This window comes from uncultured Alsobacter sp. (genome assembly GCF_945952055.1).
Lineage (GTDB): Bacteria > Pseudomonadota > Alphaproteobacteria > Rhizobiales > Beijerinckiaceae > Alsobacter.
The window spans coordinates 16923-40982 of record NZ_CAMFHB010000021.1; the positions used below are offsets into that span (position 1 = coordinate 16923).

Consider the following 24060-nt stretch of genomic DNA (forward strand, 5'->3'; position numbering starts at 1 on the left):
TGAAAGAGTCCCCCATGAGCGACGTGTCGTCCGAAAACGCCCCGAACCGGCCCGCCATTGAGCCCGCCACGGTGCTGCCGCCGGAGGAGATCGACCGTCTCACCGACGACATCATCGCCGCCTTGAAGACGGTCTACGACCCCGAGATCCCGTCCGACATCTACGAACTCGGGCTCGTCTACCGGGTCGAGATCGACGACGACCGCAACGTGGCCATCGACATGACCCTGACGGCGCCAGGCTGTCCGGTCGCCGGCGAGATGCCCGGCTGGGTCGAGAACGCCGTCTCCGCCGTGCAGGGCGTCCAGTCCGTCAAGGTCAGCATGGTCTTCGACCCGCCGTGGGACCAGAGCCGCATGTCGGACGAGGCCCGCGTCGCCCTGGACATGTGGTGACGAGATCCTGCGTCCTTCGACACGCCGCCTGCGGCGGCTGCTCAGGATGAGGGTCGTTGTCGTCGAAACAAAAGAACCGTCTTCGTCCTGAGCAGGCCGCGAAGCGGCCGTGTCGAAGGACGCAGCAGCTCTCCGCTGCCCACTGTGGAGAGAGCGCATCACCTGCGCGTTCACCCGGCCTTCAATCCGGCGGGTTTATGGTTATGTTAGCAGGACCTGCCACCGGGCCTTGAACCCGGCGAGAGAGGACGATGCCATGGGACTGTTTGCGAACCTCAAGGTGATGTCGATCACCGACGCCGCGGCCGAAAGGGTGCGCTCCATCGTGGAGAACGCGGACCGGCCGGTCGTGGGGATCCGCGTGGGCGTGCGCAACGGCGGATGCGCCGGCATGTCGTACACGGTGGATCTCGCCGAGGAGGTGCGGCCGGGCGACGACGTGGTCGAGGACAAGGGCGTGACGGTGATCGTCGATCCCAAGGCCGTCCTGTTCCTGCTCGGCACCGTGATGGACTTCCGCACCACGAAGCTCGCCTCCCAGTTCGTGTTCGACAACCCGAACCAGACCTCGGCCTGCGGTTGCGGCGAGTCGGTGGCTCTCACCCCCGCCAAGATCGACCAGGCTCCCGCCTCGCCGGCGTGACGCCGTGGACGCGGCCGACATCGAGGACGTGTTCGCGCCCGCGGCGCGGGTGGACGTCCGCAGGATGTTCGGCGGCAAGGGGATCTTCACGGCCGACCGCATGGTCGGCCTGGAGTCGGGCGGGGTCATCTACCTGAAGATCGACGCCGAGACCGAGCCCGCCTTCGTCGAGGCCGGCTGCGAATGCTTCAGCTACGGCACCAAGACCGGGCGCACCGTGACGCTGCCCTACCGGCGGCTCCCCGAGGAGGCCTTCGAGGACCCCGACGCCCTGCGCCGCTGGTACCGCCTCGCGGTCGACGCCGCCTTCCGGCAGGCCGACTCCAAGAAGACGCGTCAATCCAGCCACGGCCGCGGCAAGGGCCGCAAGGCGGGCTAGAGGCTCGGTGTGCAAGCCCCGCCAAAGCTGCTCATCCTGAGAGCTTGTGACTCAATCGCCGGCGCGGTGTCGCATCTGACTGCTCCATCGCGCGACCACCTCTCCGCCGTCCTGCCCGGGCTTGGCCCGGGCATCCACGACTTTGCTGGGGCCATCCTGAAGTCGTGGGTGGCCGGGCCAAGCCCGGCCACGACGTGGAGAGGGAGGTGCCAGCTGGATGTCGGAAAGTTTCACAAGCTCCGAGCAGCCCGCGCAGAGACCGGGTCGCAGCGTGCATTCAAGGCGCGGCCGTCAGGCCACGTCCGACATGTCGAGGTTGAAGTCCGTTTCGCTGACGCTCTTGTTGCGTCCGGTTCGCTTGGCCTCGATCAGGCATCGGTCGGCGCGCTCGACCAGCAGGGCGGCGGTGTCGCCTCGCGTGTAGGAGGCGCAGCCGATCGAGACCGTGAGGCGCCCCAGCGCCTCTCCGCTGGATCGCTTGACCAGTTCGCGGCTCATCACCGTCTGCCGGATCCGCTCGGCCACCATGACGGCGGACTTGAGCTGGGTCGCGGGCAAGATGACGGCGAACTCCTCGCCACCGAAGCGCGCCGCCGTGTCAGTCGGCCGGACGGCGCCCTTGATGGACATGGCCACGAGCCTGAGCACCTGGTCTCCCGTGAGGTGCCCCCAGGTGTCGTTGAACGACTTGAACCGGTCGACGTCCACCATCAGCACCGACAGCGGCTCGCCGGAAAGGGCGGCGTGGTCGACGGCGCTCAGCAGCATGTTGTCGAGGTGCTTGCGGTTGGCGAGCGTCGTCAGGGGATCGGTGAGCGACTCGGTGCGGATCGATTCCAGCGTCTCGCGCAGGTCCTGGATCTCGCCCTTGGTCTCCTGCAGCCGGGCTTCCAGCGTGCGGTTCGTGGCGACCGTCTCCTTGGTCGCGGCGACCAGGCGGCCCACCACCTCGCGCAGGCGCTGCTTGTCCATGAAACCGTCGAGGTCGGTCGTCATCGACTCCAGCGACTGCTGGTACTGGTTGCTCGATCCGAGAGCCAGGTCAATCATTTCCATGACCGTGTCGATCTCGCTCAGGATCCCGAGGCTCGTCTTCTCGGCATGCATGGCGAAGCGGCTGGTCGCCAGCATGTTGTCGTGAATGTGATCGAGAGCGTCGTCGCTGAGGACGCCCCCATCCTTGGACAGGGCCTCGGCGACGGCCTTGGACAGGGCCTGGTTCTGTCCCGAGGCGTGCGCGTACCACACCTCGAAGGCCCTGGGATCGCCGGAAGGCCCGTGCTTGCGCATGAGCGCATAGGCCTCGTCCGCCCGCTTGAGACTCAATTCCTTGTCGCTGGACGTGACGGACATACGTGGACCCCTTGCCGCTCTTTTGCGGAAGCATCCACAATTGGCCTTAAGGCCAGCCTAACGTTGCAGAATCGAGTGCGCAGACCGCCCTTTTCGAAAAAGGGGCGGTGCTCAGCGGACGCGGACCGAACGCAGCAGGAAGGAGGGGACGTGATCGCCGAGACCGATGACCGGCGGATCGTCGTGCTCCTCGCGCCGTTGCCGGCCCCGAGACTGATCCCGGGAGGACTGATCCCGGGCCGCGGCCTGACGGGGAGCCTGCTCGCGCGCAGGGGCCGGCTGGCGGCTCTCCCGCGACTGACGGGGCTCCGCCGCGGGGGCGGCCTCACTCGCCGGCGCGGCCTCGCGGCGCGGTTCGCGGTCCGGACGCGCTTCACTGCTGCGCTCCGGACGCGGCTCGGCGCTGCGCTCGGGACGCCGGTCGCGCCCGCCACGTTCGCGGCGTTCTCCGCGCTCGCCACCCCGGCGACCGCGCCGCGGCGCTTCCTCGCCGCCCTCGTCGGCGACCTTGTCCGGGCCCTGCCACTCGATCGACTGCTTGATCATCGATTCGATGGCGGAGACGGCCTTGCTGTCTTCCGACGTGACGATCGTGAAGGCGGTGCCCTTCTTGCCCGCGCGGCCGGTGCGGCCGATGCGGTGCACATAGTCCTCGGCATGATGCGGCACGTCGAAGTTCACGACGTGGCTCACGTCGGGAATGTCGAGGCCACGCGCGGCCACGTCGCTGGCGATGAGCAGCTGGACCGAGCCGTTGCGGAAGCTTTCCAGCGCGGCCATGCGGGAGCGCTGGTCCATGTCGCCGTGCAGGGCGCAGACGCTGAACCCGTGGCGCTCGAGGGACTTCCAGAGCACCTGAACGTCGCGCTTGCGATTGCAGAAGATGATCGCGTTCTTCAGGTCGGCGGAATCGCGGATGATCCGGCGCAACGCGTCGCGCTTGGCATGCGGCTCGCGGCCGGACGCGATCAGGCGCTGCGTGATCGACGCGTTCGTGGTCGCCTGGCGAGCAACCTCGATCTTGACCGGGTTGTGCAGGAACGTTTCCGTGAGTCGCTGGATTTCAGGCGGCATGGTGGCCGAGAAGAACAGCGTCTGGCGGGTGAACGGAACGAGACGGCAGATGCGCTCGATGTCGGGGATGAAGCCCATGTCGAGCATGCGGTCGGCCTCGTCGATGACGAGGATCTCGATGCCGGTGAGCAGCAGCTTGCCGCGCTCGAAGTGGTCGAGCAGGCGGCCGGGCGTCGCGATCAGCACGTCCACGCCGCGCGTGATCTTCATGTCCTGGTCGCCAAAGGACACGCCGCCGATCAGCAGCGCGACGTTCAGGCGCTGCTGCACGCCGTACCGGTTGAAGCTTTCCTCGACCTGCGCGGCGAGCTCGCGCGTCGGCTCCAGGATGAGCGTGCGCGGCATGCGGGCCCGGGCCCGGCCCTGCTCGAGCAGGGTGATCATCGGAAGCGTGAAGGCGGCGGTCTTGCCCGTGCCCGTCTGGGCGATGCCGAGCACGTCGCGGCGCTCCAGCACCTGCGGGATCGCCTGTTCCTGGATGGGTGTGGGGGTCGTGTACCCCGAGGCCGTCACGGCCTCCAGAACCTTCTGGCTCAGTCCGAGTTCGTCGAAGTTCATCGTTTCGGGCCGCCTCTTGTCGCGGCAGTCGACGCTCTGGTGTGTGTCGTGGGAAGGAGGGCCGGATCAGCAGCGTCGACGACAATCGTCGGCCTGACCTTCTGAAGTCGGGGGGACCATAGGCAGATTTCCCCGCAAGTCAATCTCCGGCGTTTTTCGGACGCTCAAAAAGACGAGAACAGAAAAGGATGCCGCCCCGTGTCTGAACCGCTTCTACTGATCCCGGGCCTGAACTGCACGGCCGCCCTCTTCGCCCCGCAGCGCGCGGTCCTCGGAAATGACCGGGAAATCCTCGTGGCGGACATCGGTCAGGACGACACGGTGGCAGGCCTGGCCCGCCGGGCCCTCGCCGATGCACCCGACCGTTTTGCTTTGGCTGGACTGTCGATGGGCGGCTACGTGTCGCTGGAAGTTCTTCGCCAGGCACCCGGGCGCGTCACCCGTCTTGCGCTCCTCGACACCTCCGCGCGGCCCGACTCGGAGGAGGCGACGCAGCGGCGCATGAGGCTGATCCGCATCGCCGAGCATGGCCGCTTCGCCGATGTCCACCCCCTGCTGTGGGACCGCCTCGTCGCGCCGGCGCGACGCAGCGACCGCGACCTGGAGGGAATCGTCAAGGGCATGATGGCGCAGACCGGGCCGGAGGCCTTCGCCCGCCAGCAGCGCGCCATCATCGGCCGGATGGATTCGCGGCCGGGCCTCGCTGCGATCGCGGTCCCGACCCTGGTGGTCGTGGGCGACCAGGACGCGATCACGCCGCCCGCGATGGCCAGGGAACTCGCCGAGGCCATTCCCGGCGCCGAACTCCTCGAAATCGCCGACTGCGGCCACCTCTCGACGCTGGAACAGCCGGAGGTGGTGAACGACGCCCTGGTCCGCTGGCTGGCCGCCTGAGAGCTTGTGAATCCATCCCCGGGTAGGGGCGTTGCGTCTCACGTCTGCAGCGCGCGACCATCTCTCCGCCGTCCTGCCCGGGCTTGGCCCGGGCATCCACGACTTTGCTGGGGCCATCCTGAAGTCGTGGGTGGCCGGGCCAAGCCCGGCCATGACGCGGAGAGGGAGGTGCTCGCTGGACGAGCGACCGATTCACAAACTCTGAGCTGGTCGGGGAAGACCCCGGTCGTCAGTTCTTGCGCTTGCCGGTGCAGGGGTCCAGCACGACGTTGGCCATGGACAGGCCGCCGGTCGTCTCGGGGTCGAGACGGCGATCCGGGCCGATCCAGGCCGCGAGCTGCGAGCGCAGCGTCTGGGGATCGGACGTCGCCCGCGACAGCCCGAACGCACCGCCGACGGCCGCGCTGGTCGTCACGATGGCGATAAAGAGGACACGGCGCGCAAACCCGGTGAACATCGCATGACCCTGAGCGATACAATTGTCAGGATCATGCCCAATCGTGGTTAACCACCGGTTTAGCGCTCGCTACCGGCCGCCGGCGAAGCTCTTCGACAGGCCGACCGTGCGGTGCACGATCATCACGGCACCGAGCGTCAGCGCGATCATCAGCACCGCGATGGCGGCGATCAGCGGATCCGAGCGTGTCTCTAGGTGCCGGAACATCTCGAAGGGCAGGGTGGAGACCCGGGGGCCGGCGAGGAACAGCGTGATCACCAGCTCGTCGAAGGACACGAGGAAGCTCAGCGCGGCGGCCGACAGCAGGCCCGGGGCGATGAGGGGCAGCGTGATGCGGGTGAACACGACGAGCGGCCGAGCCCCCAGCGTGGCGGCCGCCTCCTCGACCGGAACGGCGAGGCCGGCCAGCGCCGTCGCGGTGACGCGGATGCCGTACGGCACCGTGAGCACCAGGTGGCCCAGCGCGATGCCGGTGAAGGTGCCGAGCAGGCCGAGCGGCGCGAAGATGATCAGGATCGCGAGGCCGAGCACGATGGTGGGCAGCAGCAGCGGCGCCGTGAAGACGTTGTAGAGGAACTCCGACCCCCGCGTGCGCAGCCGGACGATGACGTAGGCCGCGGGCAGGGTGATGGCCAGCGTCAGGATCGTCACCAGCGTGGCGAGCGTCGCGCTGATGCGGAAGCCGCTCATGATCCGCTGGTTCTGGAAGATCGCCCCGTACCACCGCAGGCTCCAGCTGGTCGGCGGAAAGCGCAGCGTGTTCTCGCCGCTGAAGGACAGCGGGATGACGACGAGGACGGGGACGAGCAGGAACGCGAAGAGCAGGAGGACCAGGATCTTCAGCGGCCAGCTGGTACGGGCTTCCTCCATGGTCAGTTCAGCCTGTTGACGGCGCGCGTGTAAACGACCAGCGCGGCGCCGAAGATGACGAGGACGAGGATGGAGAGGGTCGCGGCGCCGGGCCAGTTCAGGGTGACGATGGCCTGGTCGTAGATCTCGGTCGCCAGCAGGAACACCCGCCCGCCGCCGAGGATCCGCGGCGTGATGAAGGACGAGACGCACAGCACGAAGCACAGCAGGCAGCCGAGCGCGATGCCCGGCGCCGTCAGCGGCACGATGATGCGCCAGAAGGTCTGGACGGGCGTCGCGCCCAGCGTCAGCGCCGCTTCCTCGCAGCGCGGGTCGAGCCGCCCGAAACCGGCGAGCAGCGCCAGGATCATGTAGGGCATCAGGATCTCGGTGAGCCCGATGACGATGCCGGTCTGGTTGTAGAGGAGCCGCAGCGGCGAGAAGCCCAGGAGCCCGAGCGCGTTGTTGATGAGCCCCTGGTCGGCCAGCATGGCGATCCAGCCATAGGTGCGCACGACGGCCGAGGTCAGCAGGGGCGACACGACGAGCACGAACAGGAAGGTCCGCCAGGCCCCCTTGGCCCGGTGCACGTAGAGCGCGATCGGGTAGGAGCACAGGAGCGCGAGCAGCGTGACCAGCAGGCTCATGCCCACCGAGCGCAGCATGATCTCGAGGTAGTAGCTGTCCTCGGCGAGCTTGTACCAGTTCTCCAGCGTGCCGCCCGGCCCGATGCCGCCGCCCGGAAGCGCCTCGTTGAAGGAGATGCGGAACAGGTTGAGGATCGGCAGCAGGAACACGAAGCTGTTGACGAGGATGATGGGCGCCAGCAGCATCGCCACGAGGCCGAAGCGGCCCGAGGCTGTGTGCATGTCGTCGGCCTGTGCCATCGCCCGCCTCAGCCTTGCGCCGGGAACGCCAGCGTGTCCTCGACACGCCAGGACAGGGACACCGGCGTGCCGGGAACCTCGGGCGGCCGTGCGGCCGTGGTCTGCTGCTCCACGAACCAGCGGGTGCCGCCCACGTCGATGCCGTACTGCACGAGGTCGCCCGCATAGGCGACCTGGCTGATCGTGCCCGTGACCCGGTTGGCGCCGGGTGCCGTGTCGGACGGCCCGCCGAGCGCGATACGATGCGGGCGGACCATCACCTCGACGGCGCCGGTCATGGGCTTCGGCAGGATGACGTCGTGCGCGCCGACCTTCACGGTCGTGCCCGCGGCGGTCCCGGGCAGGCGGTTCACCCGCCCGACGAAGGACGCGACGAACGGGTTCGCGGGATGCTCGTAGAGCTCGATCGGGGAGCCGAACTGCTCCAGTCGCCCTGCGTTCAGCACGGCGACCTTGTCGCACATGGCCAGCGCCTCGGACTGGTCGTGCGTGACGAAGACGGCCGTGATGCCGAGCCGCTGCTGGATGTCACGGATCTCGGTCCGCATCTCGTCGCGCAGCTTGGCGTCGAGGTTGGAGAGCGGCTCGTCGAACAGCAGGATCGAGGGCCGGATGACGAGCGCGCGGGCCAGCGCCACGCGCTGCTGCTGGCCGCCCGACAGCTCGCGCGGGCGCCGCTCCTCCATGCCGTTGAGGCGCACCAGGGAGATGGCCTCGGCCACGCGCCGGTCGATCTCGGCGCGGGGCACCTTTCGCATCTGCAGGCCGAAGGCGATGTTCTTCGCCACGGTCATGTGCGGGAAGAGGGCGTAGCTCTGGAACACCACGCCCATGTCGCGGTCGTAGGGCGGCGCCGACGTGATGTCCCGCCCGCCGACCATCACGTGCCCGGCCGTCGCGGAGGCGAGCCCCGCGATCATCCGCAGCGTCGTGGTCTTCCCGCATCCCGACGGGCCGAGAAGGGCGATGAGCTCGCCCTTCGGCACGTCGAGGTGCAGGTTCTCGACGGCGACGAAGTCCGTGTACACCTTGCGCAACCCGCGCAGGGACAGGAAGGCGCCGTCGCCGGCTGCCGCACTCTGGGCCGTGGCCATCGGCTCGCCTGCCTTACTTGCTGAGGGGGATGACGCGCCGGCGCCAGTCCTGCGTCACCTTCTCGCGGATCTTGGCGAGCTCGAGCCAGTCGACGTCGACCACCTTGCTCATGTCCGACGGCGAGATGCGCGACACGACCGCGGGTGCAAGCTGCACCTTCTTGTTGGTCGGGCCGTAGAACATCAGCTCGGAGAAGGTCTTCTGGGCCTCGGGGCTCAGCATGTAGTCGACGAGCTTGCGGGCTGCCGCGGCCTGCGGGGCGCCCTTCACCAGCGTCACCGCGTTGATCTGGAAGAGGGTGCCCTCCTGCGGAATCGTCGCGGCGAGCACGCTGCCGGGCTGCTCGGAGAACACCTGCGAGCGGGCGTTGTAGCCCACGCTGATCCCGGCCTGCTTGGCCATGATCATGTTCCACAGATCGGGCTTGGGATCCCAGGTCAGCACCCGCGGCGCCAGGGTCTCCATCTCCTTGATGCCCTTGTCGAGATTGTGGTTCCAGTCGGTGCCGCCGGCCATCTTCTCGAGCATGACGGTGAGCGCGATGCCCAGGATGTCGGGCACGCCCGTCAGCGCCACCTTGCGGTCCATCTCCGGCGCCCACAGCGCGCGCCAGGACTTCGGGGGCTCCTTGAACAGCGTCTTGTCGTAGACGAGGACGAGGCTGTCGAAGGTCATGCCGGCGAGGTTGGCGCCCGGCATCAGGGCCTGCGGGTAGAGGTCCTTGACGTGCGGCGTAACCTTCTCGTCGATCGGGTCGAACAGGCCCTCGTCGGATCCTGCCTTGGCGATGGAGATGTCCATCATCGCCACGTCGATCTGCGGGGCCGCCTTCTGGGCGCGCAGGGCGCCGAGGATCGCGGCCGAGTTGCCCGGGGCGTAGTAGGTGACCTTGATGTCCGGGTTGGCCTTCATGAACGGCTCGATCACGGCCTTCATGTAGAGGTCCTGGTAGAGCCCGCTGTAGCCGGCGAACGTCAGGTTCGTCTGGGCCTTGGCGGGAGCGGCGGCCAGCGTGACGGCCGCGGCTGCGGCCAGCAGGATGCGTCTCGTGAATGTCATGGCATGGTCCTCCGGGTTCACTCTTGCGTGGTGATCATGTTGGCTTCGACGATCTTCGTCGCGCCGCTGATGTCGGGGAGCTTTTCCCCGGCCCGCAGGCGCTCGTGCATCTTCTTCTCGTTGTTCTGCATCTCGATGGCCCGGGTCGCCGCCGCCTTGGCGACGTCGGCCGGGAACACCAGCACGCCCTGCTCGTCGCAGAGCACGGCGTCACCGGGCTTCACCACCTGGCCGCCGACGCTGACCGGCACGTTCATGGCGCCGTCGAGGCCGAGAAGACGCGTGGTGATCGAGGACAGCCCGCGCGACCACATCGGCAGGTCGAACTCCTCAATCTCCGAGAGGTCCGTCGCCGGCCCGTCGATGACGCCTGCCTTGCAGCCCGCGAGCTTCATCGCCAGCGTCAGGCCTCCGCCCCAGCAGGCGTACTTGGTGTCGCCGCAGCGGTCGATCAGCACGATGTCGCCGGGCCGCACCAGCTTGCAGGCGTAGTGCAGCAGCGTCGAGTCGGCATGCGGCAGGCGCAGGGTCACGGCGGTGCCCGCGACGCGCCGGCCGCGGATCAGCGGCGTGATGCCCCGGTCCAGGAAGCCCGTGTAGAGCACGTGGCCGATGGTGGCGGTTTCCGCCTTCTCGAGCAGGTCGACCAGCGCCGGGTCGATCTGCTTGGGCATGGGATTGACGATGAACATGGACGTTGTCCCCTGAAAATCGGTCAGTTCGCAGCGACTGAGAGCGTCGAACAGCCCCCATGCCCCTCGTCCTTCGACTCACGGCCCGGCGGGCCGTGGCTCAGGATGAGGAGGTTGGGGGCTGAATTCGCCATCGGATTCGGCTCGGGTCAGGTCCGCGCGGCGAAGTGGGCGGCGAACTTGGCGGTGAGGTCGACGAGGCGCTCGGTGAGCTTCTCGCCGTTCTCGGCCGAGCACATCGTGGGATCGCCGGTGCCGACGCCGAGATTGTAGACCTCGTCGTACTCGTGCGGCACGTCGATCGGCGCGCCTTCGAAGGTGGCCACGCCCAGCGAGGCGAAGGGCAGGTCGAGGATCGGGTCCTTCTTGAGCGGCTTGGCGCCCGGGATCATGTCCTTGCGGATCATGTCGGGGAACAGGTGCAGGCCGATGCTGGTCAGCGGGTCCGCGCCATGGCCGGAGGAGAGCTTGCCCTTCTCGGCGCCCACCACCTGCGGAATGATCCCGTAGGCGATGCGCCACAGGTAGAGGCTCGGGATGACGCGCTTGTGCTTCAGGTACATCTCGCGTGCGACCTGGCCGATCGGGCCGACGTTGCCGCCATGGCCGTTGATGACGATGAGCCGCGTCAGGTTGTGACGGTAGAGGTTCTCGACCATCTCGCGGACGACGTTGGTCATCAGCCCCTGCGACAGCGCGATGCCGCCCGGCATGGGACCGAAGAAGTCGATGCCGCCGAAGGGCACCACCGGGGCCACCACGGTGCGCACGCCGTTGTTCGTGGCGCGGATGGCGGCGAGCTCGGCGATCTTCTCGGCGAGCAGGTAGTCGCCCATGGGCGCGTGCGGGCCCTGGTCCTCGTGGCTGCCCATGGGCAGCAGGATCACCGGGTTGGTGGCGTAGAGCTCGCGCCCCTCGCCGCCGGTCAGGGTTCCCATGTGAACCTTCGGAGTGGTGAGCGCAGCCATGATGTCCTTCCTTTGCGGTTCAGGCGTTTGCGGGCGTGGTCATGCCAGCGCCTCGGCGTGGTGACAGGCGACGGTGCGGCCGGCGAGCGGACGCAACGCGGGGATCTCGGTGCGGCAGACCTCGGTCGCGTGGGCGCAGCGCGTGTGGAACACGCAGCCCGACGGCGGCTTCACCGGGCTTGGCGGATCGCCGGGCAGGATGATGCGCGTCACGCGGTGAGCCGGATCGAGGCGCGGCGTCGCCGACAGCAGGGCGCGGGTGTAGGGATGGGCCGGCACCTCGAAGAGGGCCCGCGTCGGCCCTTCCTCCATGACGCGGCCGAGATACATCACCATCACGCGGTCGCAGAGATGGCGGACGACCGGCAGGTCGTGGCTGATGAAGAGAAGCGCCAGGTCGAGCTTCTCGCGCAGGCCGTGGAAGAGCCGCAGCACCTGCGCCTGGACCGAGACGTCGAGCGCGCTGACCGGCTCGTCGGCGACGAGGAAATCCGGATCGGTGGAGAGCGCGCGGGCGATGCCGATGCGCTGGCGCTGGCCGCCGGAGAACTCGTGCGGGAAGCGCTGCGCCATCCGCGCTTCGAGCCCGACGAGCGCCAGCAGGTCGGCGACCCTGTCGGACGTGCCGGCGCTGCGGCCGAGGCCGTGCAGGGCAGGGCCGTCCGCGATCTGCGAGCCGACCGTGCGGCGCGGATCGAGCGTGCCGTTCGGGTCCTGGAAGACGATCTGCATGCGCCGGCGCAGGGCCCGCCACGCGGCGCTGCCCTCGGGCGGCAGAGGCTGGCCATCGAAGGTGAGGGTGCCGCCGGTCGCCGGAATGAGCCCCAGCAGGAGGCGGCCGAGCGTGCTCTTGCCCGAGCCGGATTCGCCGACGAGCCCCAGCGACTGGCCGCGGCCGAGCGACAGCGTCGCGCCCTTGACCGCCTGGACCGGCAGCGACGTCGTGAAGAAGCCGGTACCGCCGAAGGTCTTGGCGAGGTCGCGGGCCTCGACCAGCGCCGGGGCCGCCATGGGGGAGGAGTGTGCCGCGCTCATGCCACGGCCTCCGGCAGGCGCGCCATCTCGTCGGAGCGGATGCAGCGGGCGCGGCGACCCTCGTCCACCTCCCGCAGCGCGACGGGCGCGGCGCGGCAGGTGTCGATGGCGAAGCCGCAGCGCTCGGCGAAGCGGCAGCCGGTCGGGAATTCCTGCGGCAGCGGCACGACGCCGCCGATCCCGGTCGGCAGCTCGTCGCCTTCGGGCGTCGCGGCCAGCAGGGCGCGGGTGTAGGGGTGGCGCGGCTGGTGGAAGACGGCGCCGACCGGCCCGTCCTCGACCACCTGGCCCGCATACATCACGCAGACCCGGTCGGCGATCTCGGCGACGACGCTGAGGCTGTGCGTGATGAAGACGAGCGCCATGCCGTTGTCCGTCTGCAGGTCCTTGAGCAGCGTCAGGATCTGCGCCTGGACGGTGACGTCGAGCGCCGTCGTGGGCTCGTCCGCGATGAGGACGCGGGGATTGTTGGCGATCGCCATGGCGATCATCACGCGCTGGCGCATGCCGCCCGACATTTCGTGCGGGAAGGCGTCGAGCCGCCGGTCGGGATCTGCGATGCCGACCTTGCGGAAGAGCTCAAGCGCGCGGGCCCGCGCCTGCTCCGGCGACACGGAGCCGTGGGCCCGGATGGCCTCGACGAGCTGGTCGCCGACCCGGTAGACCGGGTTGAGCGAGCTCATCGGGTCCTGGAAGACCATGGCGAGTTCGCCGCCGCGCAGGCGCCGCCGCGCCTCCTCGTCGAGCGACAGGAGATCGCGCCCGGCAAAGCGGGCGGTGCCCTCGATGGCCTGGGCCACGGGCGGCAGCAGGCCCAGGATGGCCGTCGCGGTCAGCGACTTGCCCGACCCGCTTTCGCCGACGATGGCGAGCGTCTCGCCTTCGCGGACATGGAAACCGACGCCTTCCACCGGCTTCACCACGCCACGCGGCGTCGCGATACCGACGGTCAGGCCGTCCACCGCCAGCACCGCGTCGCGGGCCGGATCATGGCCGGGCAGGAGCCCCGGCACGAGCCGGTCGATCAGGCGCGGCCTGGAGCGGACCGAGGTCGTGCGCGGGTCGACGACGTCGCGCAGGCGGTCGCAGAACAGGTTCATGCCGAGGATCGTGAGCGTCAGCGCCCCGCAAGGCCACAGCAGCAGCCAGGGCGCCTGGGCCATGGTGGTGCGCGCGCCGCGGATCATCAGGCCCCAGGACGGGGAGGGCGGCACGACGCCGAGGCCGAGAAACGAGAGGCCGCTCTCCAGCACGATTGCGGCGGCCACGCACAGCGACACCTGCACCAGCAGCGGCCCGGCGATGTTGGGCAGCACCGTGCGCAGCAGGATCCGGGAGGTCGGCGCGCCCAGCGCGCGGACCGCCTCGACATAGTCGTTGGCGCGCATCGACAGGACTTCGCCGTAGGCGACGCGCACGAAGCCCGGGATGTAGAGGATCGACAGCACCAGGATCAGCGTGCCGGCGCCGGGCCCGAGCAGCGTCACGACGAGCAGGGCGAGCAGGATCGGCGGGAAGCACAGCACGACGTCCATGCTGCGCACGGTCATCCATTCGACCCAGCCGCGCTTCCAGGCCCCGATCATGCCGAGCGCCGTGCCGACGGCCGCCGCGATGAAGGCCGAGGCGAAGGCCACCGCGAGGCTGGTGCGGGCGCCCCAGATCAGGCGGGACAGCACGTCCCGGCCGAACTCGTCGCGTCCCAGCGGCGACCCCAGCATGGGACCGGCGAGGCGGCGGGCGATGTCCTGCTTCACGGGATCGGGGAGCCCGAGCACGGGGGCGGCCACGGCCACCACGAGGATGGTGCCGATCCACAGGCCGGGCATGACGAGCTTGCGGTTCACGGGCGGACCCTCGGGTCGAGCACCGCGTAGAGCAGGTCCATGATGAGGTTGATGAGCAGGAACAGCCCGGAGATCGTGAGCACGATGCCCGCGACCATCGGGTAGTCGCGGCCCTCGACCGCCTTGATCAGTGGCGAGGACAGGCCGGGCCAGTTGAAGACGTATTCCACCAGAACCGTGCCGCCGAGCAGCGTGCCGATCTGCAGGCCCACGACCGTGACCACCGGGCTCAGGGCGTTGCGGACCACGTGCCGCATCGTGATGCGGCGCGGCGTCAGGCCCTTGGCGCGTGCAGTGCGGACATGGTCGCGGGTCATGACGTCGAGCACGGACGCCTTTGTCATGCGGAAGACGGTGGCGGCGAGGCCCTTGGCGATGGCGAGCGCCGGAAGGGTCAGGAGCGTCAGGTGCTTGACAGGGTCCTGCGAGAACGGCGTGAAGCCGCCGGCCGGCATCCAGCGCAGCTGCACCGCGAAGGCGAGCACCAGCAGCGTGCCGACCACGAAGACCGGGATCGCCATCAGCAGGGCCGCGGTGCCCGACGCGATCCGGTCGAACCAGCCGCCATGCCCGAAGGCGGCCTTCACGCCGGAGGGAAAACCGACGGCGAGCCCGATGATGACGGCCGCGAAGATGAGTTCGAGCGTGCGCGGCAGGCGCAGCGCGATCTCGCTCGCGACGGGATAGTCGTCCTGCAGCGACTTGCCGAGGTCGCCCTGCACGATGCCCGACAGGAACGTCCAGTACTGTTCGATGAGCGGGCGGTCGAGGCCGAGCTTGTCGCGCAGCCGCATGACCTGCTCCTGGCTCGGCGCGGCGCCGCCCGTCGACAGCAGCAACACGGCCGGGTCGCCCGGCACCAGGTGCAGCGTGAAGAAGACGATGGTCACGACGAGGAAGGCGAGCAGGAGCGAGCCCCCGATCCTGCGCGCCAGCCACTTGGCCGCCTTGCCGTTCACGGCTGGTCGTCCGGCCTGAAAAGACGTGCGCCGACAGCTGCCACCGCCTGGCGATAGGCTCTCTCCCTCCCCTGCAGGGGAGGGTGGCTCGCGCGCAGCGCGAGACGGGTGGGGGCCTCGCTGGGCATTTGCCGGGAAAGCTGGCCCGTCCCGAACATTGAGCCTTTCCCTGAACCGTGTTCCCCACCCCCGGCCTTCGGCCGGCTCCCTCCCCTACAGGGGAGGGAAAGCGCCCTCGCGGCGACGCCTCGATGCCTTCGACGGTGAGCCACCTCGCCAGTTCTCAGCCGAAATACGTTTCCTCGAGCAGGCCACCCGACGAGGTCGACAGGGCGCCGCCGATGTTGGTGAAGCCCTTCACGGACTTGTCGTAGCCGTAGCCCTGGGAGCGCCAGGCGAGGCCCACCATCGGGGCTTCCTCGATGCAGGCGCGCTGCATCTCCTTATAGATCTCGACGCGCTTGGCCTGGTCGAGTTCGGCGCGGCCGCGCTTGAGCGCGTCCGTCGTCCGGGGGGCGGGCAGCGCGAAGGAGCGGCCGTGCGAGGCCGACAGCGACGTGTCGATGATCGCCGACAGCCCGTCCGGATCGTTGTTGTCGGCGGCGAGCCCGTGGATGGCGATCTCGTACTGGCCCGTGGTGCCCAGGCTGACGCGCGTCGACCAGTCGGGCAGCTTCAGCTCGCAGTTGATGCCCACCGCGGCCAGATGCTGCTGCACCACCTCGGCGGTGTCCTTGTGCATGCCGTACTGGGCGGTGGCGAGCATGGTCGCGTTGAAGCCGTTCGGCACGCCGGCCTCGGCCAGCAGGGCCTTGGCTTTCGCCGGGTCGTAGGCCCAGCCCTTGGAGAGAACGGGATCCCACCACGGCGTGCCCTCGACGAGCGGGACGCCTTCCAGCGCCGAGCCGCGGCCGAAGAAGGCGGCCTTGACGATGTCCTCGCGCTTCACGGCATGGCCGATAGCGCGCCGGATCCGCGGATCCGAGCACGGACCCTTCGAGCCGTTGAACAGCACGCACATGAAGGGGCCGGGCTTGGCGTCGAGCGCGAGGCGGGAATCCTTTTCGACCGACTCCATCGACTGCCACGGCACGTATTCGATCATGTCCACGTCGCCGGACTGCAGCGCGGCCATGCGCAGGTTCTCGTCGGCATAGACTGTGAACTTGATGCCCTTCATCTTGGGGAAGCCGGGCTTGTAGTACTTGTCGTTGGCCGCGAGCTCGATCGAGGTGCCGCGCTCGGTCGCCGCGATCTTGTACGGACCGCAGCCGATCGGCTGGCCCGGCTGCGAGTTCCGGCTGATGATGAACATGTTGTAGTTGCCGAACCACAGCGGCAACGACACGTCGGGCTGCTTGGTGACGAGCCGGATCGTGAACGGATCGACGATCTCGATCTTCTCGAGGCCGGCCACCTGGTTCTTGAAGTAGGCGGTCGACTTCTCAGCGCCGATCTGCTCGAGCGACCACTTCACGTCCTGCGCGTCGAAGCTGTCGCCGTTGTGGAACTTGACCCCCTGGCGCAGCTTGAACGTCCAGGCCTTGCCGTCCGAGGACCAGGATTCCGCCAGTTCCGGCCGCAGGTTGCCCTTCGCGTCGAAGGCCAGCAGGCTGCGGTGGACCAGGAGCTTGATGGTGCCGGCGGCGGCGCCGACATTGTCCCAGGGATTGAGGTTCGGCGGGAAGGCCGAAAGACCGTAGCGCAGGACGTTCGCCGACTTCTGGGCGAAGGCCGTCCGGGTCAGGACCGGAAGGGATGCTGCACCGACGATGAGGCTTCTGCGTGTCAGCATGACGGTCTCCAGCGCTACGGATCGTTGAGGTGGCGAGGCTGCGGCGCGCGCCGCGGCCCGATCAGAGGACGTGGTGGTTGGCGACCGGGATCTGGCCGCGCACCGTGTCGAGATACTTGAAGTCGAACCGGGCCGAGGTGGTGCCGACGCCGTCGGAGGCCTGCGCCACCACGTGTCCCCACGGATCGACGATCATGGAGTGGCCCCAGTTGGCCTTCTTGCCGTCGGCGAAGAAGCCGGTCTGGCCGCAGGCCAGGAAATAGGTCTGCGTCTCGATGGCGCGCGCCCGCACCAGCGGCTCCCAGTGGTCCTTGCCGGTCTGCAGCGTGAAGGCGGCAGGCAGCACGATCACGTCGGCGCCTTTGTCGCGCAGCGCGCGGAAGAGCTCGGGGAAGCGCAGGTCGTAGCAGATGGCGCAGCCGATCGTGCGGTCGCCGAGCTTGTAGGTCACCACCTCGTCGCCGCGCGAGATCGTGTCGGACTCGCGGAAGGACGCGCCGCCGGGCACGTCGACGTCGAAGAGGTGGATCTTCGAGTATCGCGCCAGCTCCTGGCCCTCCGGGCCGAACACGACCGTCGAATTGTAGAAGCGGTTGCCGCGGCGCTCGACCACGCTGCCGGCGTGGATCGTCACCTTGAGGCGCGCGGCCAGCTTGGACATGCGCTGGTAGGTGTCGCCGTCGGGGAACGTCTCGCCGCTCGCGTGGATCTGGGCGGGGTCGACGCCAAGATAGGCGAAGAGCTCCGGCAGCACGACGAGATCGGGCTTCTCCTCCGCCACGGCCTTCTCGATCAGCTGCTCGGCGGCGGCGACGTTGGCCGCCTTGTCGCCCTGGGAGTTCATCTGGATGAGTGAGGCCTTCACGGGTGTTCCTCCAGTCGCAGTCGCATGACCCGTTCGGTCGGGTCGGGATCGAAGCGGAAAACCGGCGGGAGGCTCGATCCCGCCTTTGACGATCGTCGAGTTGACCGTTTCACAAGTCGAGGATTGCAGAGATCTCATGAACGGTCAATCAGTCGCAGGCCCCGCCGGATGGCCGCCCAGAGGCGTGGTTTTTGGCAGATTTGACAGTGCGATGAGCTGAATCCAGCACGGCTGAGGGATGAATTCGACAAGACCGCCCCTCTCGAAAGGCGACGGCGGTTGACGGAATTCCACGCACGATTGTCCATTCGGTCAATCGAGTGGTGCATTCGGTCCCATATTCCGGTACTCTTGCGGCTGTGGAGGAGCCGTGACGCAAGCCGCACGAGGCATGGGGGCCTTCGACGTCGCCGTCATCGGCGCGGGCGTCGTCGGTTGCGCCGTGGCGCGCGATCTGGCGCTGCGCGGGGCCCGGGTCGTGGTGCTGGAAAAGGCGCCCGACATCCTGGCCGGGGCCAGCAAGGGCAACAGCGCCATTCTCCACACGGGTTTCGACGCGCCGACGGGAAGCCTCGAGCACGCCTGCGTGCAGGCGGGCTACCGCGAGTACCTGGCGATCCGAAGCTCCCTCAACTTGCCGGTGCTCGAAACAGGCGCCGTGGTCGTCGCGTGGACCGAGGACGAGGTCGCCCGCCTCGACGCGATCGAGAGCACGGCCCGGGCCAACGGAGTCGGCGACGTCGTGCGCGTCGACCGTGCCGCCCTGCTGGCCCGCGAGCCGAACCTGTCGCCGCGGGCGCTGGCGGGCCTCCTGGTTCCCGGCGAACACGTCATCGACCCCTGGTCGGCACCGCTGGCCTATCTGCTGCAGGCGATGTCGCGCGATGCCGCCGTGCTGCGCGGGACCGAGCTCCTGGGCGGCCGCTTCGAAGCCGGCCGGTGGCGGCTCGACACATCCGCCGGGCCGATCGAAGCCACTGCCGTGGTGAACTGCGCCGGCCTGCACGGGGACACCGTCGACGAGCGCCTCACCGGGCGCCGGCATTTCGACATTCGTCCCCGCAAGGGGCAGTTCGTCGTCTTCGACAAGGCCGCCGCCCGGCTCCTCGGCACCATCGTCCTGCCGGTGCCGACCGAGCGGACCAAGGGCATCGTTCTCACGCCCACGGTGTTCGGTAATCTTCTCGTCGGCCCCACCGCCGACGAGCAGGAGGACCGCGAACGCGCCGACGTCGACACGCCGACGATCGAGGCGCTGCTCGAAAAGGCTGCCGACATCCTGCCCGCGCTGGCGGGAATGCCGGTGACGGCCACCTATGCGGGGCTGCGGCCGGCGACCGAGCGCAAGGAATACCGCTATCGGCACGAGCCGGAGCTCAACCTCGTCACCGTCGGCGGCATCCGCTCGACCGGCCTCACGGCCGCGCTGGGTCTCGCGCGGCACGTCGGAACGGCGATCTCCGGCGAGACCCACCGCACGCCGCCCTCGGACGCCCCCAGCCTCGCCGTGCCGGTCCTCGCCGAGCACATGGCCAGGGACTGGACCCGGCCGGGCTACGGCGAGATCGTCTGCCATTGCGAGATGGTGACCCGCCGCGAAATCGAGGCGGCCCTCTCGGGGCCGTTGCCGGCCGGCGACATTGGGGGCCTCAAGCGGCGCACCCGCGCCGGCATGGGGCGGTGCCAGGGCTTTCACTGCCAGGCACGCGTCGCGGCCCTGACCGCCGGGCGCCTGGCCGTCCCGATGGCCGCGGGACGCTGCGATGACTGACGGGCCGCGCCACCTGTCCTGCGACGTCGCCGTCATCGGCGCGGGGCCGGCCGGCCTGTCGGCCGCCACGGCGCTGGCCCGCGCCGGCGTCGGTACGGTCCTGGTCCTCGACCGCGAGGGCGAGGCGGGCGGCGTGCCGCGCCACTGCGGCCATCCCCCCTTCGGCCTTCGCGAGTTCGGCCGCGTTCTCACCGGTCCGTCCTATGCGGCCCGCCTGCGCGACGAGGCGAGGTCCGCGGGCGCGGACCTGCGGACGAGCCACAGCATCGTGGCGCTGCTGCCGGACGGCCGGCTCGACGTGATGTCGCCCGCCGGCCGCATCGACCTGCGGGCCCGGCGGATCGTGCTGGCCACCGGCATGCGCGAATCCTCCCGCGCGGCGCGCGCCGTCGGGGGCACGCGGCCCCTCGGCGTCATCAACACCGGCGCCCTGCAGGCCTATCTCCACCTCGAGGGTCTCGTGCCCTTCCGCCGGCCCCTGATCGTGGGCACGGAGTGGGTCGGCCTTTCGGCCGTCTCCACCTGCCTGCGGCATGGCATCCGTCCGGTCGCCGTGGTCGAGGCGGGCCGGCGGGCTTCCGCGCCCTGGCCGTTCTCGTTGTTCCCGCGGCTTGCCGGCATTCCCGTGCATTTCGGCACCGTCGTGCAGTCGATCGCCGGGCGCGAGCGCGTCGAGGGCGCCACGCTCCGGCACGCCGACGGCACCGTCCGGACCCTCGCCTGCGACGGCGTGCTGTTCACCGGGGCGTTCGTGCCCGAGGCGACGCTGGCCCGCACGGGGCATCTGCGCCTCGATCCCGCCACCGGCGCCCCGGCGCGCGACGCCGCGGGGCGCTCGTCCGACCCGTGCGTCTACGTGGCCGGCAACGTCTCCGGAGCCGCGCGATCGGCCGGGTGGTCCTTCCGGGACGGCAGGGCCGTGGCCGCGGCCGTTGCGGCGGACCTGCGGGCCCTGCCGCGCCAGGCGCAGGCCGCCGGCGACAGGCCTCGGGAACGGGAGGCGCAGCCGTGACCGCGTACGCCGCCGCCATCGACCAGGGCACCACGAGCACGCGCCTGCTCCTCCTCGACGAGGACGGCGGCGTCCGCATGGTGTCCGCCGGCCGCCACCGGCAGATCCACCCCCGGCCCGGCTGGGTCGAGCACGATCCGCGCGAACTGCTCGCCGCCCTGCGGCACTGCCTCGACGCGGCGCGGGGCGTCCCGCGGCTCGGCATCGCCAACCAGGGCGAGAGCTGCCTCGCCTGGGACGCCGTGACCGGCGAACCGCTGTCCCCCGTCATCGTGTGGCAGGACAACCGCACCGGCGACGCCATCGCACGCCTGCGCGCCGCCGGCGCCCAGGCCGAGACGCTCGCCCGCGCCGGCCTCCCGCTCGACGCCTATTTCTCGGCGTCCAAGCTGTCCTGGCTCCTGGAGAACGTGCCGGCCGTGGCCGAGGCGCGCCGTGCCGGCCGCTTGAGGCTCGGGACGACCGACGCCTTCTTCCTCGACCGCCTGACGGGCACCTTCGCGACCGACGTCACCACGGCCTCGCGCACCAGCCTGATGAACCTGGAAACGGGCGCGTGGGACCCGCTGCTCTGCGATCTCTTCGGTGTGCCGGCCGAGTGCCTGCCCGAGATCCGCGACACGGTGGGCGACTTCGGCGCCGTCGGGCCGACCCGCATCCAGGCCAGCGTCGTCGACCAGCAGGCCGCCCTCTACGGGCATGGTTGCCGCGTGCCGGGCGCCACGAAGATCACCTTCGGTACGGGCGCCTTCGCGCTCGCCGTCACGGGTGCCGAGATCGTGCGCGCTCCCGAGAAGGGCATGCTGCCCACCGTGGCCTGGCGCAAGGCGGGCACGACCACCTACGCCGTCGACGGCGGCGTCTACGACGTAGGCTCGGCGGTGGACTGGGTGCGCGGCCTCGGGCTCTTCCGGGAGTTCGCCGAACTCGACAGTTTCGACGCCGAACCGGCGATCGGCCGCGACCTCGCCTTCGTCCCGGCCCTGTCGGGGCTCGCCTGTCCGCACTGGGACCGTACCGCCGCCGGCACGTGGATCGGCCTGGGCGCCGGGACGACGCCGCGCGACCTGTGCCAGTCGCTGCTGGAGGGCATCGCGCTGCTCACCGCCGGGGTGGTGGAGGCGATCGGCTCGCGGGTATCCGTGCAGGGCCCGGTGTCCATCGACGGCGGCGTCGCCCAGAGCGGCTACTTCGCGACGTTCCTCGCGGAAGCCATGGAGCGGGAGGTGGTGCGCCCCGCCTTCCACGAACTCACCGCGCTCGGCTGCGCCATGCTGGCCTGTGGGGATGCGCCCGCGCCAGGCGTCGCCGCCGGGCCGGCGGTCAGGTTCTCGCCGGGACGGGGCAGGGGCCTCGCCTGGCGCGAGCGCTTTGCGGACGCCGTGCAACGCAGCAAGGGATGGCGTCGATGACGGGGAGGGGATGATGCGGCCTGTGGCTCGTCAGGAACTGATCGTCGGGTATCTGTCGCGGCAGGGCCGCATGACGGTCGACGGGCTCGCGGCGAGCCTCTCGGCGTCACGCGAGACCATCCGCCGCGACCTGGCGGCGCTGGCCCGGGCGGGTCGGATTCGCAAGTACCATGGCGGGGCCGCCCCGGTCGGGCCCTCCGACACCGGCTCCGTCACGGAAGGCTCTTTCCAGGCCCGGATGGGCGAGAACGTCGCGGCGAAGCGGGCTGTCGGCCAGGCGGCGGCCGCGCTCTTCAAGGCCGGCGACAGCATCTTCGTCGACACGGGCACCACCACCGTCCTGTTCGCGGAGGAACTCGGCAAGCTCGCCGGCCTCACCGTCATCACCAACTCGGCGATGGCCGCCCAGCATGTCGGCCGCTCCGGCCAGAACCGCGTGTTCCTGGTGGGCGGGGAGTATCGCGACGGCAGCGCCCAGAACGTCGGGCGGATGGCCGTGGAGCAGATCGCCACGCTGCGCGCCGCCCATGCCGTGCTCACCGTGGGCTCGATCGACGTCGACGGCATTCTCGACTTCGACCCGGAGGAGACGGAGATCGCCCGGGCGATGATCGCCCAGGCGCGCAGCGTCACCGTCATCGCCGACGGCTCCAAGCTCGGCCGCCCGGCGGTCTTCAAGGTCTGCGACTACTCACGCATCCAGCGCCTCGTCATCGACGTCCCGCCGGAGGGGGAGATCCGGCGGGCCCTGATGGCGGCGGGCGTGGAGATCCTGGTGACGGGCTGAGCGCCGTCTACGGCGTGCTCGTAGACTTCCGCGACCCCGTCACCGCTGCGGCATCATCCGCCGCATCGTGCCGTCGCGCAGCACCACGTGGTGGAACACGGCGGCGGCTGCATGGAGGGCGGCCAGGCCAATGAGGGCGAAGGACAGGAGCTCGTGGACCTCCTTGGCGGAGCGCCCCAGTGCCCGGTTGGCCTCGATGGGCGAGGCGATCGTGAACAGTCCGAGGTCGATGCCGCGGCCGCGCAGGAAGATGGTGGCGAGCCCGGCGATCGGCACCACCAGCATCAGCGCGTAGAGCCCCAGATGGCCGGCGCCCGCGAGCTTTTCGAGCAGAGGGCTACCTCCTGCCTCCGGCGCCGGGGCTCCGGTGATCAGGCGCGAGACCAGCCGGAGTGCGAGCAGCACCAGGAGGGCCAGCCCCACGATCATGTGAACCTGGACCACGGTGTTCTCGTAGGCCCTCGGAAAGGCATCGACCGTCAGCCCGAGCAGGAAGGCGAACAGGATGCCTACCGCCATGCTCCAGTGCAGCGCGCGGGCCACGGGACCGTAGGCCCGCGGCTGTTGCTTGGTGCCGGACATCCGCATCACGTCGGTCATTGGGTATCCCCCTATTCAACAAGCGATGGAGGGACAATGCACGACAGGGGATCGCACGAGCATGTCCCGATCATTACGGATCGGTCATGTCGCGATCACCGGGACGGCCACATGCGCCTGAGCGTCCCGTCGCGCAACGCCTTGTGGTGCCAGAACGCGGCCCCTGCGTGCAGGACGGCGAGACCGATCAGCGCGAAGGCGAAGTACTTGTGGAACGAGCGGATGGATTTGCTCAGCGCGCGGTTCGTCTCCAGTGGCGAGAAGACCGTGAACAGCCCCAGTTCGATCGGGCGGCCGCGGTAGAACGTCACGAACAGCCCCGTCAGGGGCAGGATGATCAGCAGCAGGTACAGCACCAGGTGCGTGCTTCCCGCGAGACGGGCGGCAAGCCGGCCCGAGCCGGGCTCCGGCGCCGGGACCCCGTTCGACAGGCGCGACACGATGCGCACGACCAGGAGCAGGGCGAGCGTGAGGCCCACCAGCATGTGCGCCTGGACCATGGCGTTCTCGTAGGCACGCGGCGGCACGTCGACGGTCAGCCCCAGGATGAAGGCCACGGGGATCAGGGCCGCCATGGTCCAGTGGAGGACACGCGCGGCGGGGGTGTAACCGTCCTGGGTTCGGGACGGCGTGGACAGGCGTACGACGTCGGTCATGGCAGGCTCCCGCGTCAT

Annotated in this window: 24 protein-coding genes; 8 read left to right on the forward strand and 16 right to left on the reverse strand. The window is 69.6% G+C overall.

Annotated elements, in window-relative coordinates:
- The first annotated feature begins 14 nt into the window (after positions 1-14).
- From Q0Q47_RS16155 to Q0Q47_RS16165, 3 genes are all read left to right on the forward strand, one after another.
- On the forward strand, positions 15-395 hold the full coding sequence (locus tag Q0Q47_RS16155; RefSeq protein ID WP_293861967.1) for an SUF system Fe-S cluster assembly protein: 381 nt from the start codon (positions 15-17) through the stop codon (positions 393-395).
- 262 nt (positions 396-657) lie between these two features.
- On the forward strand, positions 658-1038 hold the full coding sequence (sufA, locus tag Q0Q47_RS16160; RefSeq protein ID WP_293862184.1) for a Fe-S cluster assembly scaffold SufA: 381 nt from the start codon (positions 658-660) through the stop codon (positions 1036-1038).
- A 4-nt stretch (positions 1039-1042) separates the two neighbouring features.
- Positions 1043-1417: a TfoX/Sxy family protein gene (locus Q0Q47_RS16165; protein WP_293861970.1), complete on the forward strand. Its 375-nt coding sequence runs from the start codon at positions 1043-1045 to the stop codon at positions 1415-1417.
- Between the two features lie 291 nt (positions 1418-1708).
- On the opposite strand, the gene Q0Q47_RS16170 is transcribed toward Q0Q47_RS16165, so the two are convergent.
- Positions 1709-2770, reverse strand: coding sequence for a GGDEF domain-containing protein (locus Q0Q47_RS16170; protein ID WP_293861973.1), 1062 nt, complete (start codon positions 2768-2770; stop codon positions 1709-1711).
- Between the two features lie 111 nt (positions 2771-2881).
- Positions 2882-4402 (reverse strand): DEAD/DEAH box helicase, encoded by a 1521-nt coding sequence (locus tag Q0Q47_RS16175; protein WP_293861976.1) that lies wholly within the window; start codon positions 4400-4402, stop codon positions 2882-2884.
- Between the two features lie 198 nt (positions 4403-4600).
- Between Q0Q47_RS16175 and Q0Q47_RS16180 the strand changes: the two genes are divergently transcribed.
- Positions 4601-5296 carry an alpha/beta fold hydrolase gene (locus tag Q0Q47_RS16180; protein ID WP_293861979.1) on the forward strand — a complete coding sequence of 232 codons (696 nt, stop codon included), beginning with the start codon at positions 4601-4603 and terminating at the stop codon, positions 5294-5296.
- Positions 5297-5525: 229 nt separating this feature from the next.
- Here the strand turns inward: Q0Q47_RS16180 and Q0Q47_RS16185 are convergent, their stop codons facing one another.
- The 12 genes from Q0Q47_RS16185 to Q0Q47_RS16240 form a co-directional block, all read right to left on the reverse strand.
- Entirely contained in the window at positions 5526-5753 is a 228-nt protein-coding gene (locus tag Q0Q47_RS16185; RefSeq protein WP_293861982.1) for a hypothetical protein, read from the reverse strand.
- A 69-nt stretch (positions 5754-5822) separates the two neighbouring features.
- Entirely contained in the window at positions 5823-6623 is an 801-nt protein-coding gene (locus Q0Q47_RS16190; protein WP_293861985.1) for an ABC transporter permease, read from the reverse strand.
- Between the two features lie 2 nt (positions 6624-6625).
- Complete coding sequence (locus Q0Q47_RS16195) at positions 6626-7489, reverse strand: ABC transporter permease (RefSeq protein ID WP_293861988.1); 864 nt, start codon at positions 7487-7489, stop codon at positions 6626-6628.
- 8 nt (positions 7490-7497) lie between these two features.
- On the reverse strand, positions 7498-8583 hold the full coding sequence (locus Q0Q47_RS16200; protein ID WP_293861991.1) for an ABC transporter ATP-binding protein: 1086 nt from the start codon (positions 8581-8583) through the stop codon (positions 7498-7500).
- A 13-nt stretch (positions 8584-8596) separates the two neighbouring features.
- Entirely contained in the window at positions 8597-9643 is a 1047-nt protein-coding gene (locus Q0Q47_RS16205) for an ABC transporter substrate-binding protein (RefSeq protein WP_293861994.1), read from the reverse strand.
- Between the two features lie 17 nt (positions 9644-9660).
- On the reverse strand, positions 9661-10335 hold the full coding sequence (locus Q0Q47_RS16210) for an RraA family protein (RefSeq protein ID WP_293861997.1): 675 nt from the start codon (positions 10333-10335) through the stop codon (positions 9661-9663).
- Positions 10336-10484: 149 nt separating this feature from the next.
- On the reverse strand, positions 10485-11303 hold the full coding sequence (locus Q0Q47_RS16215) for a creatininase family protein (protein ID WP_293862000.1): 819 nt from the start codon (positions 11301-11303) through the stop codon (positions 10485-10487).
- A gap of 39 nt (positions 11304-11342) precedes the next feature.
- Positions 11343-12338 (reverse strand): ABC transporter ATP-binding protein, encoded by a 996-nt coding sequence (locus tag Q0Q47_RS16220; RefSeq protein ID WP_293862003.1) that lies wholly within the window; start codon positions 12336-12338, stop codon positions 11343-11345.
- Positions 12335-14185, reverse strand: coding sequence for a dipeptide/oligopeptide/nickel ABC transporter permease/ATP-binding protein (locus tag Q0Q47_RS16225; protein ID WP_293862006.1), 1851 nt, complete (start codon positions 14183-14185; stop codon positions 12335-12337). Before Q0Q47_RS16225 ends, Q0Q47_RS16220 begins: the two co-directional genes overlap by 4 nt.
- The gene (locus tag Q0Q47_RS16230) at positions 14182-15144 is read right to left on the reverse strand and encodes an ABC transporter permease (protein ID WP_293862009.1); all 963 of its coding nucleotides are present in this window, start codon (positions 15142-15144) and stop codon (positions 14182-14184) included. Before Q0Q47_RS16230 ends, Q0Q47_RS16225 begins: the two co-directional genes overlap by 4 nt.
- A 283-nt stretch (positions 15145-15427) precedes the next feature.
- Positions 15428-16939, reverse strand: coding sequence for an ABC transporter substrate-binding protein (locus tag Q0Q47_RS16235; protein ID WP_293862012.1), 1512 nt, complete (start codon positions 16937-16939; stop codon positions 15428-15430).
- Positions 16940-17000: 61 nt separating this feature from the next.
- Positions 17001-17804: a carbon-nitrogen hydrolase family protein gene (locus tag Q0Q47_RS16240; protein WP_293862015.1), complete on the reverse strand. Its 804-nt coding sequence runs from the start codon at positions 17802-17804 to the stop codon at positions 17001-17003.
- 391 nt (positions 17805-18195) lie between these two features.
- Between Q0Q47_RS16240 and Q0Q47_RS16245 the strand changes: the two genes are divergently transcribed.
- From Q0Q47_RS16245 to Q0Q47_RS16260, 4 genes are read left to right on the forward strand one after another with little or no spacing between them, the layout of a single operon-like run.
- Positions 18196-19575, forward strand: coding sequence for an NAD(P)/FAD-dependent oxidoreductase (locus Q0Q47_RS16245; protein WP_293862187.1), 1380 nt, complete (start codon positions 18196-18198; stop codon positions 19573-19575).
- Entirely contained in the window at positions 19568-20587 is a 1020-nt protein-coding gene (locus Q0Q47_RS16250) for an NAD(P)/FAD-dependent oxidoreductase (RefSeq protein ID WP_293862018.1), read from the forward strand. Before Q0Q47_RS16245 ends, Q0Q47_RS16250 begins: the two co-directional genes overlap by 8 nt.
- Complete coding sequence (locus Q0Q47_RS16255) at positions 20584-21999, forward strand: FGGY family carbohydrate kinase (protein ID WP_293862021.1); 1416 nt, start codon at positions 20584-20586, stop codon at positions 21997-21999. Before Q0Q47_RS16250 ends, Q0Q47_RS16255 begins: the two co-directional genes overlap by 4 nt.
- A 13-nt stretch (positions 22000-22012) precedes the next feature.
- Complete coding sequence (locus Q0Q47_RS16260; protein WP_293862024.1) at positions 22013-22786, forward strand: DeoR/GlpR family DNA-binding transcription regulator; 774 nt, start codon at positions 22013-22015, stop codon at positions 22784-22786.
- Positions 22787-22825: 39 nt separating this feature from the next.
- Here the strand turns inward: Q0Q47_RS16260 and Q0Q47_RS16265 are convergent, their stop codons facing one another.
- Both Q0Q47_RS16265 and Q0Q47_RS16270 read right to left on the reverse strand, forming a co-directional pair.
- On the reverse strand, positions 22826-23386 hold the full coding sequence (locus tag Q0Q47_RS16265; protein ID WP_293862027.1) for a cytochrome b/b6 domain-containing protein: 561 nt from the start codon (positions 23384-23386) through the stop codon (positions 22826-22828).
- 95 nt (positions 23387-23481) lie between these two features.
- Positions 23482-24042: a cytochrome b/b6 domain-containing protein gene (locus Q0Q47_RS16270; protein WP_293862030.1), complete on the reverse strand. Its 561-nt coding sequence runs from the start codon at positions 24040-24042 to the stop codon at positions 23482-23484.
- Positions 24043-24060: the final 18 nt, after the last annotated feature.